Consider the following 13,189-nt stretch of genomic DNA (forward strand, 5'->3'; position numbering starts at 1 on the left):
ACCACCCATGGCCACCGCACGCAAGCCACACCGCAAGACCTCAAACCGCGGCCCACATGACGAGTCGCGCGAGGAGTTCCGCGACCAGCTCGCAGACCTCCACCGCACCAAGCCCGCCGCCGAACGCGACGACGAGAAGGAGCGTCCGTTGACGCCGCGGGAGGAGTACCGCGCCGCGCTGGACGAGCTGAACCAATACTCGACCAACAACGAGACCACCGAAGCCCTGGCTGCGCGGGAACGCTTCGAGCAGGCAGGGCGCAAGCGTCGCTGGTGGCGTCGGTGACGGCCGCGCTGAACGGGCTCAGCCTGCACCCGGCGAAGTCGCGATGGGTCGAGCTGTGGAACGGCAAACAGGCTCTCGGCTGGGACTACTACGGAACGCCGGTGTTCCGGTTTCGGTGGGCACCCGCAGGGCTCGCCACCCGCCGCCAACTCCGGGCGATGCGGATGTGTCCCGGTGGGCAGGAGCCGTACGCGCTGCTGGTGTGGCGCAAGGGGAAGCGGTGGGCGTGGCTGTACCGGCTCGACCTCGCACGCCCATCTCGTAAGCCATCACCAGCACAGCTCAACGCCCTGGACAAGGCAATGCAGGCACGGCGGACCTGCCGCCAGTGCGGCCGGGTCGTCACGTACTGCGTGCCCACTCACGACCCGCTGTGCGACCTGTGCATGTACGACGTCGACCACGTCATCGGCGCAGACGCCGCCTAATCCACCTCGAGGAGGAATCCACGATGAACGACCTGCTGACTGCCGCCCTGGACGCTACCTCGCATGGCTGGCCGGTGTTCATGCTCGGTCGCTCCAAGCGACCCGTTGCCAACTGCAACGACTGCCGCGACAATCCGCACGACCCGGCGAACTGTGGGCACCTGACCTGCCACGGGTTCTACGCCGCCAGCACCGACCCCGATCGGGTCGCGCAGATCGTGGCGGCCGTACCTGCCGGACAGCTCGCCGTACGGACTGGTGCCGTGTCTGGGCTGGTCGTGGTCGACGTCGATCCCGCACACGGAGGTAGTGACAGCCTGGGCGAGCTGGTGGCGTTCCAGTTGGTGCCGCGCACGCTGTGGGTTCGTACCGGCTCCGCTGGAGTGCACCTGTACTACCGCCACCCCGGCCGCGAGGTCCCGTCGCGGCCGATGCCGAACCGGGCCGGAATCGACATCAAGGCAGACGGCGGGTACGTCGTTCTCCCGCCCTCGATCCACCACCGCACCCACCAGCCCTACCGATGGGGCGACGGACTGGCCGAACTGAGCGAGATGCCCCCCGCGCTGATCGACGCCTGCCTACCCGCTACGCCGGCCGATTCCACCACCCGCCCGGCCGGGCCGATCCGGACCGCCAAGGCGGGGGGCATCTCGAACCCTCAGAGCCTGCTCACGTCCACCCTCAACGCCGTACGCAACGCACCCGAGGGAAAGCGCCGAACAACGCTCTACGGAGCCGCTAGAGGCGTCGCTCGGATGGTCGCGGCCGGAGCTATCACCCAAGCCGACGCGATCGCCGCACTGACCGACGTAGGACAGCAAGTTGAACAAACCGCCCGCGACATCCAAGCCGCTATCGCTGGTGGCTTCCATGACGAAGGGATTGCCGCATGACCCCGGATCAGACCATGCCCGAACAGGTCAACGGTGCCGAGCTGCTGGACGAAGTAGCCGAGACCATCACTCGTTACGTCGTACTACCCAGCGACGCCGCGCTGACCGCGGTAGTGCTGTGGATCGGTGCGACGCACGCCGTACCCGCGTGGAACTGCGCGCCGCGGCTGGTGATCCGGGCGCCAGAAAAGCGGTGCGGAAAGTCGCGACTGCTCGACATGGCCGACGGCATGGTGCACCGGCCGCTGATGACCACCAACGCGTCCCCGTCAGCGGTCTACCGGTCGATCGGGCTCATGCCGTCCGATCCGCCGACGCTGCTGATCGATGAGGCCGACACGATCTTTGGCCCGAAGGCGGGTGACCACGAGGACCTGCGCGGGCTGCTGAACGCCGGTCACCAGCGGGGACGCCCGACCCTGCGCTACGACGCCGGATCCAAGAACGTGGAGCGGATCGAGACCTTCGCCATGGCCGCACTCGCGGGAATCGGCACCATGCCCGACACGATCGAGGACCGGGCTGCCGTGATCCGGATGCGTCGCCGCGCGGCCGGTGAGACCGTGCAGCCCTACCGGGTACGCCGCGACGGGCCGGTGCTGGCCGACCTGCGCAATCGGCTGCACGCGTGGGTCATCATGCACCTGGACGAGCTGACCAACGCGGCCCCGACGATGCCGCTCGAAGACCGCGCCGCCGACACCTGGGAACCCCTGATTGCGCTGGCCGACCTGGCAGGCGGTCGCTGGCCCCAGGCCGCCCGTGGAGCTGCGTTGACACTGCTGGCTGAGCTACAGGACTCCACCGAGGTCTCGCAGTCCGTACGGCTGCTGACCGACTGCCGGACCGCATTCGGCGCGGCGACCGCGCTCCCGTCGACCGTGCTCGCCCAACGGCTGCGCGCCGACGAAGAGTCGCCCTGGCAGGAGATGCCCGCACCGGGCGGACTCACCGTACGGCGACTGGCCGCGCTGCTGCGCGAGTTCGACATCACCCCGAAGAACCACCGCTGGGAAGACGGCACCCAGTCCAAGGGCTACACCCGCGATGACTTCGCTGACGCCTGGGCGAGGTACTGCCCCGAACCCGCCGAAAACGGCTCTAGCCAATCAACCGTCACGAACCGTCCCAACCGTCCCATCGCAGGTCACGCCGGGGACGGATCGGTCCCGTGGGACGGATCGAACCGTCCCAACGATCCATCCGTCCCCGCTCTGACCTGGGCAGGGACGGTTGGGACGGATGGGACGGACGACCCGGAGAAGCCCGCACAGGCTGCCACCTGCATCCGTTGTCGGCGGCCCCTTTCGCACGACGACGGCAGCCGCACACACCCCAACTGCGCATGAGTGAACGCGACCGACTGACTGAAGGAGATCTCTTCCCGATGAGCATCGCTGAAGACTCGATCACCACCACTGCGCCGCTCTTGCTGACGGTGGAGCAGGCCGCGCAACAGCTCGGCATCGGCCGGACAACGGTGTTCGCCCTGCTGAAGTCAGGCGACCTCGAATCGATCCCGCTCGGTCGCCTCCGGCGAATCCCAGCGGAGTGCATCACCGAGTACATCGATCGTCTCCGGGCCGCTGCCCGAGACAACCGACAGGCCGCCTAGGAGGGAATCCCAATGAGCGAAGAGAAAGCGAAGCGTCACAAGAACCCTGACGGCCGGTCCTCGATCTACCTTGGCGCGGACGGCTACTGGCACGGCCGCGTGACCATGGGTGTAAAGGACAACGGGCAGCCTGACCGGCCACACGTAAAGCGCAGGCGCAAGGAAGACGTAGTGGCGCGTGTCAAGGAGCTGGAAAAGCAGCGCGACAGCGGCAAGGTACGGCGGGCCGGGCCGAAGAAGTGGACGGTTGCGGAATGGCTCACGCACTGGCTGACAATCGCCCGGCCGACCCTGCGAGACGGCGCATACGACGCATATGAAGTCGCCGTGCGGGTGCACCTCATTCCCGGTCTCGGAGCGCACAAGCTGAACAAGTTGCTGCCCGAACACCTAGAACGCTTCTACACGAAGATGCAGGAGAACGGGTCGGCGGCCGGCACTGCTCATCAGGCGCACCGGACCATTCGCAGAGCGCTGGGAGAAGCCGAGAAACGCGGCGCGCTGACAGCGCACAACCCTGCCGAGCTGGCGAATCCGCCACGGCTCGACCTGGAGGAAGAGGACGAGATCGATCCGTACACCGTCGACGAGATCAAAGCGATCTTGGTCGAGGCCAACAAGCGCCGGAACAGTGCGCGGTGGGCAATCGCCTTGGCGCTCGGATTGCGTCAGGGCGAGGCACTGGGACTGAAGTGGTCGGACGTCGATATGAAGGCCGGAATACTGCGGGTGCGACGGAGCCTGAACCGGCCCAAGTACAAGCACGGCTGCGACGGCGAGCCGTGCGGTCGGAAGCCCGGATTCTGTCCGAAGCGCCAGAAGGCCCGACCGGACGCAGCACCGACGAAATCGCGGGCAGGTCGCCGGACGATCGGCCTACCGACGGAGCTGACGAAGATTCTGCGGGCTCACTGGAAGGAGCAGGCCGCCGAAAGGACCCGAGCTCGCCAACTCTGGAAGGACGAAGGGTGGGTGTTCGCCAAGCGGACCGGAGAGGCGCTGAGCCCGAACATGGACTACCGGGAGTGGAAAGGGATCCTGAAGGCGGCCGGGATTCGTGACGGCAGACTGCACGATGCCCGGCACACGGCCGCGACCGTCCTGCTGCTGCTCGGCGTACCCGAGCGGGCCGTCATGGACGTGATGGGCTGGTCGTCGTCATCGATGGTCAAGCGGTACCAGCACGTCACCGCGCCTGTCCGGATGGACATTGCCGAACGCGTCGGCGGACTGCTCTGGGCGGCCACCGAGGCGGGGGAGAACGACGACCCGGACGAGGCGGCTGGCGGAGTTCTCGTGCCTGCGTGAGAGGCTGTTGAGACCCTGGGACATGAAGAGGGGCCGGACGCTCAGCATCCGGCCCCTCTGTCCTTCGTGACTCCGAAGCCCGAAAACCGCTCTTGACCAGCGGTTCGTGCTCCGAACGTGCGAACTTCAGACGCTTCCGCATACTCATCCAAGCTTCGCCAATCAGAACACATGTGCGTTACGAGCGTCTGAGGATCTCGACCGTGACCTGATGACAGGGCGTCAGGGTTAGGGCAGAGTAGTGAGCGTGGGTGGGGATAAAAATCGCAGAGTCACATATCACGAGGCTATCTCGATCTTGACGGCGCAAGCAGACGCCGATTACGACGGCATCTATACGCCCGCAGTCACGGGTCCGCCCGGAGGGAAGGTCTTCTGGGATATAGACGGTTACGTCGATCCGCTACGCGGAGATCGGACCCATGCCGATTCGATCAAAACCTCCGGCGGCGACATGTCAGCCGTCTCAATCCTTCATTACCTTTTCCGTTCATCAATGGTTCTATCGACAGACGCCGGTGCGGAAGTTTGGGAATACTTCCAAGACTTCAGTCGAATCTGCATGGGCGACGCCGCCCGACTCGCCTACATGGGTGGTCTACTACCGAGACCCGTTTGGGTCGACGAGTTCAAGCAGAAATTGGTCCTCGCGCACCCTGGTCACGCCGAGCAGATTGATCAGGTATCTATTGCAACTGTAATTAGACCGCAAATTCTTGCATTCAGTTACCCTGGGCGACGGCTTATCGAGATCTCGGCTGTTTCTCGGGAGCACTTACGGTCGATCAATCTTCTACTTTGGACTGTTGCCGACTCGATCCTCAATCCAGAATCACGCCCGGACGGAATTCGTGCAGGTGAAAAACTTCTCGACCTGCTCCTGCCCTGGATTTTTGCACTGTATTACCACAATACTAACTACAGTCGCCTGCCCATCCTCAGGGCGCCATCGTATGGAACATTCGGAGCTGCGCAGCGACTTTCGCACACACAGGTCGAGTTCATGCTGGCTCACGAGTTCGCTCATATGCTACTGCATAGCGGCAAACCGTTCGATCAGGCACTCGAAGTTGAGGCAGATGGATTTGCCTACGACCTGCTATTCGACGCCCAGCCCTTCGTGGAGAAGGAGACGCCCTTTCTGACGTTCATGGCGTTAAGGTGGCTCTTCCTTTATCTATCGCTAGACAGGATCGTTGGAGCGGTCCTTGCCGACTATCCAGTTGACTGGATAGAGATACCGATCCGCGATCGGGAGCTCCCATTTCTCCGTCGGGCTGGCGACCTGCCTGCATCCCGGTCTCTCCAACGAGTCTGGCAATTGGGTGACTTGCTGCTATTTCAAGCCAAAGGACTCTTATATGAGCGCGGTCCGTTGTGGCTTAAGAAACAGGCAGATGAGTTTCGCGAGAACTTCTGTTTCCCTGCAAATGGACCGAGTTAGAGCTATTGGAGAAAGATGACACCAAATGTCAGATGATCGCCAAACTTTTACGCTCAGATTGGAACTAGACAGCAGTGGGCAACCGCTACTCAGCGACACGGAATCGCCAGCCGTTCTCGTCGACGAGCCGGACCTGACGATTTCATTAATCGAAGACGAGGAGAGCGGATACGGATTCGGCCTGGGCGAGGTGGTCACCATCGTCATTGCCGTTTCAACCGGCGTAGCTTCCGATATCATCGCGGACGCAATCAAGAGTTCCGTAAAAGCCATCGTGCGACGAGTGCGCGGTACGAATGAAGATGGCTCTGGAACCGACGCCGACGTCGCCCGCGTTGTCGAGAGCGAACGTTCGATTAGCAGTTCCGAGCCACCCTCGGTTTCTGAGCAATAGTTTCCGAGGACGATCGGAGCTGGCGAATATTATGGGATGTAGAGGCGCCTTCAGGCACATCGATCCCCTGGGCTCGCACGGTGGACCCAGCATAGGCGTCAGATGACGTACTCTCTAGCGCCGGCCAGCTTCGGCTGAAGCGTCCGCCGCAATCAGCGGTGAGATCGCGCCACGAGCCGCGGCCGTCGCCCGCGACGGGTTCCGGCTGCTGGGAGAGCCGGAGTGGGTCCATCATGGACGTGCCTGAGAGGGCTGTTGAGACCTTCGTTGAGACCCTGGGACATGAAGAGGGGCCGGACGCTGAGCGTCCGGCCCCTCTGTCGTTCGTGCCTCCGGGGTCCGAAACCGCGCCTTGACCTGCGGTTTCTTCCGTCCGGGTGACTGGCGGAGGATACGAGATTCGAACTCGTGAGGGGTTGCCCCCAACACGCTTTCCAAGCGTGCGCCCTAGGCCTCTAGGCGAATCCTCCAAGCGGAGAGGATACCGAAGGGGACGGGGGAATCAGAAATCGGCGGTACGCCGGACTGGTCGTCTAGGGTCTTGCGCATGGGTGAGGTGGTGCTGCGGCCGGTCGGGCCGGGAGACGTGGACGCGTTGCAGGAGCTGATCGAGTCTGATCCTGGGTACACCGAGCGGATCACTGGGTACCCGCCTGGGCCTAGTGATGCGCAGAGTCTGTTGCTGATGCGGCCGGAGGGTCTTCCGGAGGAGTCGAAGGTCGTTCTGGGTGCCTTCGCGGCAGACCAGATGGTTGCCGTCGTCGATGTGCTCAGAGGGTTCCCGAATGACCGGACTGCGTTCATCGGTCTGCTCGAGGTCCATTCGAAGCACCAGGGTCTCGGCTACGGCAAAACGACGTACAACCTCATAGAGCGGTACGTCGGGACCACGTGGCCCGAGATCGAGACGCTGCGCCTGGCTGTCGTGGACACCAACGCTCAGGTCGCCACCGGGTTCTGGCAGCGGCAGGGATTCGAGCCGACCGGTGAAGTACGCCCGTACCGCTACGACAAGCTCGAATCGACCGCCCGCCTCTACGAGAAGCCGCTACCCGAGCAGCACGGGAGCTAGCGCACGCCACTGGTCGATCGGCTGCGGACCGGTGACGCCAGTGATCACGTTGACGGTGACGTGGTCGGCGCCGGCGTCCAGGTGCTCGGTCAGCTTGGCCTTGATGTCGGCCGGACTACCCCAGGCGGCCAGTGCGTCGACCATGTGGTCGGGCAGCTCAGCCTGGTCGCTCTCACTGAACCCCTGCCGCTTGAACGACGCGATGTACCCAGGGATGCGAGTAAAGAAGCCAATGGTGTCCCGGGCGATCGCCCTGGCCCGTTCTGCGTCCGTTTCGAGTACGACGAGGTGGCTGACGGCTAGGAGCTTGTCCGGGCCCAGGACCTTCCGTGCATCGGCGGAGTACGCCGCACTGGTCAGGAACGGGTACGCGCCGGCGGACCGCTCCGCAGCCAGCTTCAGCATCTGCGGGCCCAGCGCAGCGAGCAGTCGACGTTCCACAGGTACGTCCAGCTCGTCCAGGTACCCATTGAGCGTCGCGAACGGCTTGGGCCCGTGCGCCCCACCGAGACCGACAGTGAACCGTCCCGGCGCGGCCGCCTCCAGTGCGGCGTACGTCGTACCCACATCGGCCGCGCTGTACTTCGACACCGCCAGAATCCCGCTGACGAACTTGATCTCCGTCGTCGCCTCGACCAGATCGGTGATGGTCTGCAGCCCGGGCAGCGGGCCGCCGGACAGCCAGATCACCGGATAGCCGATCTCCTCTGCCGCGCGCGCCGCCGCGATCGAGTCTGCACTGCTGTCGAGCCCCGTCGTGATCCCGAACGGGCCGAATTGATGATCTGTCACTCATCCAGCATGAGCCCTGATCGGATCCCTCCGCCAGCGGTGTTCGCTCAGAGCGTTCGGCTCGAGCCGATTCCTGATTGCCGAGACGCATCCCGTACACTCATGGCTGGTTCCCCGCGTGGCGGTATCTCGCCCAAATCCCCCAGGGCCGGAAGGCAGCAAGGGTAAGTGAGCTCTTCCGGGTGCGCGGGGAATCCTTATGTCCAGGGCCTGGCGTCGTGAGGAGTCCGATGAATCCCGAGAGCCGCTACCTGCAGGAACTGATCATCGCTGAGCTCGGCGTGCCCGCGGCGTTCGACGCAGCTGCCGAGATCGAGCAGCGCGTCGAGTTCCTGGCGGACCGGCTCCGGGTGACCGGCGCGACGGGGTACGTGCTCGCCATCAGCGGCGGCGTCGACTCCGCCGTCGCGGGGCGGCTGGCCCAGCTTGCTGTCGAGCGGATCAGGTCGGAGGGCGGCCAGGCCGGCTTCGTCGCCGTGCGGCTGCCGTACGGCGTACAGGCCGACGAGGCGGACGCGCAGCGCGCGCTGGCGTTCATCAAGCCCGACGAGACGTTGGACGTGAACATCAAGCCGGCTACCGACGCCATGGTCGAGTCGGTCCGGCACGCCGGGCTCGGCGATCGCGAGGACTTCCACGTCGGCAACGTCAAGGCTCGCCAGCGGATGGTCGCGCAGTACGTCGTGGCCGGCGCCCGCGGCGGCCTGGTCATCGGCACGGACCACGCGGCCGAGGCGGTGATGGGCTTCTTCACCAAATACGGCGACGGGGCGTGCGACCTGACGCCGATGTCCGGTCTGAACAAGCGGCGCGTCCGCGCGGTGGGCGAGGCGCTCGGCGCGTCGCCGGAGACCACCGGCAAGGTGCCGACCGCCGACCTCGAGACGAACAACCCAGGCGTCCCGGACGAGGCCGTGCTGGGCGTGACGTACGACGAGATCGACGACTTCCTCGAAGGCCGCGAGGTGGACGAGAAGGCGGCGAGCACGATCATCGCGACACACCGCCGTACCGCTCACAAACGCGCCCTGCCGCTCGCCTTCAGCTGAGGTCGGCGCGCGCTCCGCTCAGGCGGCGTGGGTGAGCTGGCGGACGCGGTTGGCGAGGCGGGCCAGGCGAATGGTCGCGATGTTCCGGTACGCCGGGCGTAGGACGGTCGCCAATGGCCCGGACTGCTCGAATGTGTGCGTGACTCGGCTGTCCGCGGCGATCGTCCAGGTCCCGACCTCGCGGAAGCCGGGCACCTGCCAGGTGATCTCGATCCGGTCCGGCTCGACCACCGTGTACTGCAGCTCGCCGGCGAAACCTGGCCGGACGCGCAGCGCGTAGCCGGTGCCGAGGTCGGCCTCGGCGGGGCCGTCGATGTCCAGAAACGCTTCGTTCCACTCAGGAAGTGCGAGGGCGTCGAGCAGGACGTGGCGGATCGCGGCGGGGCCGGCGTGGATGGTCTCGGTGGCCTGTTCCATGACTAGTTCTCCTGAGTGGCGAGTTCGGGATCCCGGCGGCGGGCCAGGGCCGCGCCGGCCGGAAAGGCGTCGGCGAGAATGCGGAGCGTGCTGATGGTCTCGTCGAGGGCCTGGCCGGCGACGAGGTCGTGCATGGTGCGGTGCAGCCGGTTTTCCGCGGTGATGATGCGGCGGTGCAGAGCCCGTCCCGACGTGGTCAGGCTGAGCGCGAGGTAGCGCCGGTCGACCTTGTCGACGCCGCGTTTCACCAGTCCTTGGGCGACGAGGCGATCGACGAGACGGCTCGGGCTGTTGCCGGTCTCGCAGACCAGCAGCCCGCCGAGAGCGTTCAGCGTGAGCGGGCCGTGGTCTCGCAGCACGCGCAGAACCTCAGCCTGGGAAGGGGTTATGCCCAACGGGCGCAGCTCGGCGGCGAGCAGCCGGTTGCCCTCGCGCTGGATCGCCAGCACCAGGTAGCGAAGCTCCTCGACAACCTTCATGACCGATATATTACACGACACACGTGTCATGACATCTATTGGACGCGAGTCTTTTCGCGAGTTGATCGGTGACTGTTGCCCGAGGCGACGGGTTCCGGGAAAGTGCCGGAGAAAGTCCGGCTGAGGTCATGGTCAAGGTGACATCGCGACTGGCACAGTGTGTGCATGAAGGGTCTGATGCAGAGTTACCAGCTGTCCCTGGACACGATCTTCCGCCGGGCGGAGCAGTTCTACCCGGACAAGACCATCTACACCGGCGGTCCGGCGCCGATCAAGCTGACGTACGGCGAGTGGGCCGACCGGACCAGACGGCTGGGCGGCGTCCTCGACACGCTCGGGATCAGTCCGGACGGCCGCGTCGCGACCTTCGCGTGGAACTCAGGGCGTCACCTCGAGCTGTACTTCGCCGCGCCCTGCACCGGTCGGGTGTTGCACACGCTCAACATCAGACTCTTCCCCGACCAGGTCGTCTACATCGCGAATCACGCCGAGGACGAGGTCGTGTTCGTCGATCGGTCCCTGCTGGCGCTGTTCCTGCCACTGCTCGAGCGGCTTCCAGAGGTGAGGCATGTCGTCGTGATGGACGACCTGCCGGCTGGGGCGCCGGGTGCGGAGGTCCCGGACGACCCACGCTTCCACGACTACGAGGAGCTGCTGGCCGCGGCCAAGCCGGTCGAGTTCCACGTCGAAGACGAGAACCAGGCCGCCGCGATGTGCTACACGAGCGGTACGACGGGGAATCCGAAGGGAGTCGTGTACTCGCACCGGTCCACCTGGCTGCACTCGATCGGCGTACTCACGAACGCCGGGATCGGGCTGACCGAGACGGACACGGTGATGCCGGTCGTGCCGATGTTCCACGCGAATGCCTGGGGTCTGGCGCACGCGGCACCGATGGCCGGCGCCTCGCTGGTGTTCCCGGGGCCGGACATGAGCCCGAAGGGGATCCTCAAGCTGCTGCAGGAGCAGGAGGTCACGCTCTCGGCCGGTGTGCCGACGATCTGGCAGGGGCTGTTGCCGTTGCTCGACGGCGTCGAGTTGCCGAAGCTCAGGCGGATCCCGTGCGGCGGGTCCGCCGTACCGGAGGCTCTGTCGGAGGCGTTCCGGGCGAAGCTCGGCCGGCCGATCCTGCAGGCGTGGGGGATGACCGAGACGAGTCCGGTCGCGACCGCGTCCCACGTTCCGTCGCGGAACCAGGACCTTCCCGAGGAGGAGCAGGCTCACCTGCGAGCCCGGGCCGGGTTGCCGCTGCCGGGTGTCGAGGTGCGGATCGTCGAGCCAGGCTCGATCGAGGCGCTGCCGTGGGATGACGAGGCGACTGGTGAGCTGCAGGTCCGCGGTCCGTGGATCGCCGCAGAGTACTACCGGCCCGACGACGGTGCTCAGCTGAACACCGAGGACGGCTGGATGAAGACGGGCGACGTCGCCGCGATCGACCAGTACGGGTCGGTGCGGATCGTCGACCGGACGAAGGATCTGGTGAAGTCCGGGGGCGAATGGATCAGCTCGGTCGAGCTCGAGAACCTGCTGATGGCCAACCCCGCGGTGAAGGAGGCCGCCGTGATCGGCGTACCGCATCCGAAGTGGGATGAACGGCCGCTCGCGTGCGTCGTCCTCCAAGAGGGCTCGACCGTGACCGGCGAGGAGATCCTCGAGTACCTTCGCCCGCTGGTCGCGAAGTGGTGGCTCCCGGATGCGGTCGAGTTCATCGACGAAGTCCCGAAGACTTCGGTCGGCAAGTTCTCCAAGAAGGACCTCCGCACCCGCTTCGCCAACTACCACCTGAAGTGAATGCCTGCGGCAACCAATCGGCTGTGGACGGTCAGGTGAAGTTGACCTGGAAGTGATTGCGGAGGTGGTTCAGGGTTGCTTCGACGAACTCGGTAGGCCAGGGGCTGTCGGTTAGCTTCGCGAGGGCGGTGCCGCGGGTGATGAACTGGCGGCAGATGTACTGATTCGCCACGATGATGTCGGCGGGGTCGGTGCCCGCGGCTGGGATGGCTTCCAGGGTGGCGCGTTGCTCGTCGGAGAGTAGGGCGTTGAGGCGCTTGGCTCCACTGGTCCGGCGTACGCCGCGTTCGGCCAGCATCAGCGCGATCAGTTGGTCGCGGACGGCGCCGATGCCCTGGTTGCCGACGATCCGCTCGTCGCGGCCGAGGACCGTGACCAGATTGCCCAGGAAGTAGAAGAAGAGGTTGACGTTGACCGCGGGCCAGTACGGCTCGCCGGCCCGCCCGCCCTTCGGAGCGATGTCGCCGTCCGGGAACAGAGTCCCGTCCCGGTCGAACAGCACCTTGACTCCGTCGTACTGGTCTCGAACGAACGATTCGAGCGGGTGCACGATCAGATCGACGTGCAGCCACTCCGCGGTGATCCCGAGCCCGCCGATCATCCCGGGCAGCCCTTCGGCCAGCACGGTCGGCCCGGTGAGCTTCCGCAGTACGTCGTCCCAATGCTCCGCGAACCACTCCGCGCTGTCGTCTGTCACCACTAGATGTACGTCGACGTCGCTGTAGCGGTCCGCCGCGCCGGTCGCGTAACTGCCGATCAGATAGACCGCGAGAATCCGCTCATCCTCAGGCAGCAGCTCCCGAGCCCGCACGATCACCTGTCGTTGACGCCCATCCCCAGCCGACACCCCACCACCCTAGACCGCAGCGCCCGCCGGCCAACGCCGCGATCGGGCATCTCTGACCCGCGCTCCCCGTACCGATCCGGCCCCGCCCGGGCTCGCCCGGGACCCGACCGCGCACGGCCTCGACACGCACGCACCGCACCGCGCCGGCCGCGTCGGCCCCGCACCGGTCCGCACCGACCCGGTCCGGCTCGAAACTAGAGCCAGTTGCCGGGTCTGGAGACACCTTGTGGTGGCTGGGGACAGGAAATATCAGGTCTCCGGACACCGTTTCCTGTCTCCGCACCCCACTTCTGGCGCCGTCCCGGTTCCGGTCCGGGACTGCCGCGCCGGTTCCGTCTTGGTCTGCGGGGGCTGCTTCGGCGGGCGGGCGG

General features: G+C 65.7%; 15 protein-coding genes, 1 tRNA gene and 1 other RNA gene. 12 read left to right on the forward strand and 5 right to left on the reverse strand.

What is annotated here, in order from left to right:
• Window positions 1–7 precede the first annotated feature (7 nt).
• The 8 genes from EV650_RS25670 to EV650_RS25705 all read left to right on the forward strand — a co-directional run bounded on the left by EV650_RS25670 (window position 8) and on the right by EV650_RS25705 (window position 6,371).
• On the forward strand, window positions 8–286 hold the full coding sequence (locus EV650_RS25670; protein WP_134121561.1) for a hypothetical protein: 279 nt from the start codon (window positions 8–10) through the stop codon (window positions 284–286).
• A complete protein-coding gene (locus EV650_RS25675) occupies window positions 283–714 on the forward strand; it encodes an RRQRL motif-containing zinc-binding protein (RefSeq protein WP_238174447.1) in 432 nt (143 codons plus the stop codon). The genes EV650_RS25670 and EV650_RS25675 overlap by 4 nt, the downstream gene beginning before the upstream one ends.
• A gap of 23 nt (window positions 715–737) precedes the next feature.
• Window positions 738–1,610 carry a bifunctional DNA primase/polymerase gene (locus EV650_RS25680; protein WP_134121562.1) on the forward strand — a complete coding sequence of 291 codons (873 nt, stop codon included), beginning with the start codon at window positions 738–740 and terminating at the stop codon, window positions 1,608–1,610.
• Entirely contained in the window at window positions 1,607–2,959 is a 1,353-nt protein-coding gene (locus tag EV650_RS25685; RefSeq protein WP_202874898.1) for a DUF3631 domain-containing protein, read from the forward strand. The genes EV650_RS25680 and EV650_RS25685 overlap by 4 nt, the downstream gene beginning before the upstream one ends.
• Window positions 2,960–2,997: 38 nt before the next feature.
• Window positions 2,998–3,225 (forward strand): helix-turn-helix domain-containing protein, encoded by a 228-nt coding sequence (locus EV650_RS25690; RefSeq protein ID WP_166678269.1) that lies wholly within the window; start codon window positions 2,998–3,000, stop codon window positions 3,223–3,225.
• Between the two features lie 171 nt (window positions 3,226–3,396).
• Window positions 3,397–4,533 carry a tyrosine-type recombinase/integrase gene (locus EV650_RS25695; RefSeq protein ID WP_238174448.1) on the forward strand — a complete coding sequence of 379 codons (1,137 nt, stop codon included), beginning with the start codon at window positions 3,397–3,399 and terminating at the stop codon, window positions 4,531–4,533.
• A 247-nt stretch (window positions 4,534–4,780) separates the two neighbouring features.
• Window positions 4,781–5,977: an ImmA/IrrE family metallo-endopeptidase gene (locus tag EV650_RS25700; protein ID WP_134121565.1), complete on the forward strand. Its 1,197-nt coding sequence runs from the start codon at window positions 4,781–4,783 to the stop codon at window positions 5,975–5,977.
• Window positions 5,978–6,002: 25 nt separating this feature from the next.
• Entirely contained in the window at window positions 6,003–6,371 is a 369-nt protein-coding gene (locus EV650_RS25705) for a hypothetical protein (RefSeq protein WP_134121566.1), read from the forward strand.
• A gap of 382 nt (window positions 6,372–6,753) precedes the next feature.
• Here EV650_RS25705 and EV650_RS25710 read toward each other — a convergent pair.
• Window positions 6,754–6,841: transfer RNA gene (locus EV650_RS25710), tRNA-Ser, on the reverse strand.
• 77 nt (window positions 6,842–6,918) lie between these two features.
• On the opposite strand from EV650_RS25710, the gene EV650_RS25715 reads away from it, so the two are divergent.
• The gene (locus tag EV650_RS25715) at window positions 6,919–7,443 is read left to right on the forward strand and encodes a GNAT family N-acetyltransferase (RefSeq protein WP_134121567.1); all 525 of its coding nucleotides are present in this window, start codon (window positions 6,919–6,921) and stop codon (window positions 7,441–7,443) included.
• On the opposite strand, the gene EV650_RS25720 is transcribed toward EV650_RS25715, so the two are convergent.
• Entirely contained in the window at window positions 7,420–8,235 is an 816-nt protein-coding gene (locus EV650_RS25720) for a TIGR03620 family F420-dependent LLM class oxidoreductase (protein ID WP_134121568.1), read from the reverse strand. The genes EV650_RS25715 and EV650_RS25720 overlap by 24 nt on opposite strands.
• A 105-nt stretch (window positions 8,236–8,340) precedes the next feature.
• Between EV650_RS25720 and ffs the strand changes: the two genes are divergently transcribed.
• Both ffs and nadE read left to right on the forward strand, forming a co-directional pair.
• Window positions 8,341–8,437, forward strand: an RNA gene (gene ffs / locus EV650_RS25725) — signal recognition particle sRNA small type.
• 28 nt (window positions 8,438–8,465) lie between these two features.
• Window positions 8,466–9,284 (forward strand): NAD(+) synthase, encoded by an 819-nt coding sequence (nadE, locus tag EV650_RS25730; protein ID WP_134121569.1) that lies wholly within the window; start codon window positions 8,466–8,468, stop codon window positions 9,282–9,284.
• 18 nt (window positions 9,285–9,302) lie between these two features.
• Here nadE and EV650_RS25735 read toward each other — a convergent pair whose 3' ends face one another.
• Window positions 9,303–9,701, reverse strand: coding sequence for an SRPBCC family protein (locus EV650_RS25735; RefSeq protein WP_134121570.1), 399 nt, complete (start codon window positions 9,699–9,701; stop codon window positions 9,303–9,305).
• Between the two features lie 2 nt (window positions 9,702–9,703).
• Window positions 9,704–10,180 (reverse strand): MarR family winged helix-turn-helix transcriptional regulator, encoded by a 477-nt coding sequence (locus EV650_RS25740; RefSeq protein WP_134121571.1) that lies wholly within the window; start codon window positions 10,178–10,180, stop codon window positions 9,704–9,706.
• 165 nt (window positions 10,181–10,345) lie between these two features.
• Between EV650_RS25740 and EV650_RS25745 the strand changes: the two genes are divergently transcribed.
• Window positions 10,346–11,971, forward strand: a complete 1,626-nt coding sequence (locus EV650_RS25745) for a long-chain fatty acid--CoA ligase (protein WP_166678270.1) — start codon at window positions 10,346–10,348, stop codon at window positions 11,969–11,971.
• A gap of 31 nt (window positions 11,972–12,002) precedes the next feature.
• Here EV650_RS25745 and EV650_RS25750 read toward each other — a convergent pair whose 3' ends face one another.
• Window positions 12,003–12,818, reverse strand: a complete 816-nt coding sequence (locus EV650_RS25750; protein ID WP_134121572.1) for a nucleotidyltransferase domain-containing protein — start codon at window positions 12,816–12,818, stop codon at window positions 12,003–12,005.
• Window positions 12,819–13,189: the final 371 nt, after the last annotated feature.

It is taken from the genome of Kribbella kalugense (assembly GCF_004365875.1).
Taxonomy (GTDB): domain Bacteria; phylum Actinomycetota; class Actinomycetes; order Propionibacteriales; family Kribbellaceae; genus Kribbella; species Kribbella kalugense.

What these genes read in the sequence shown, in the direction of transcription:
- EV650_RS25715 (WP_134121567.1), top strand. Translation starts at nt 6,919, where the DNA reads ATGGGTGAGGTGGTGCTGCGGCCGGTCGGGCCGGGAGACGTGGACGCG.
- EV650_RS25735 (WP_134121570.1), bottom strand. Translation starts at nt 9,701, where the DNA reads ATGGAACAGGCCACCGAGACCATCCACGCCGGCCCCGCCGCGATCCGC.
- EV650_RS25740 (WP_134121571.1), bottom strand. Translation starts at nt 10,180, where the DNA reads ATGAAGGTTGTCGAGGAGCTTCGCTACCTGGTGCTGGCGATCCAGCGC.
- EV650_RS25690 (WP_166678269.1), top strand. Translation starts at nt 2,998, where the DNA reads ATGAGCATCGCTGAAGACTCGATCACCACCACTGCGCCGCTCTTGCTG.
- nadE (WP_134121569.1), top strand. Translation starts at nt 8,466, where the DNA reads ATGAATCCCGAGAGCCGCTACCTGCAGGAACTGATCATCGCTGAGCTC.
- EV650_RS25705 (WP_134121566.1), top strand. Translation starts at nt 6,003, where the DNA reads ATGTCAGATGATCGCCAAACTTTTACGCTCAGATTGGAACTAGACAGC.
- EV650_RS25685 (WP_202874898.1), top strand. Translation starts at nt 1,607, where the DNA reads ATGACCCCGGATCAGACCATGCCCGAACAGGTCAACGGTGCCGAGCTG.
- EV650_RS25745 (WP_166678270.1), top strand. Translation starts at nt 10,346, where the DNA reads ATGAAGGGTCTGATGCAGAGTTACCAGCTGTCCCTGGACACGATCTTC.
- EV650_RS25670 (WP_134121561.1), top strand. Translation starts at nt 8, where the DNA reads ATGGCCACCGCACGCAAGCCACACCGCAAGACCTCAAACCGCGGCCCA.
- EV650_RS25680 (WP_134121562.1), top strand. Translation starts at nt 738, where the DNA reads ATGAACGACCTGCTGACTGCCGCCCTGGACGCTACCTCGCATGGCTGG.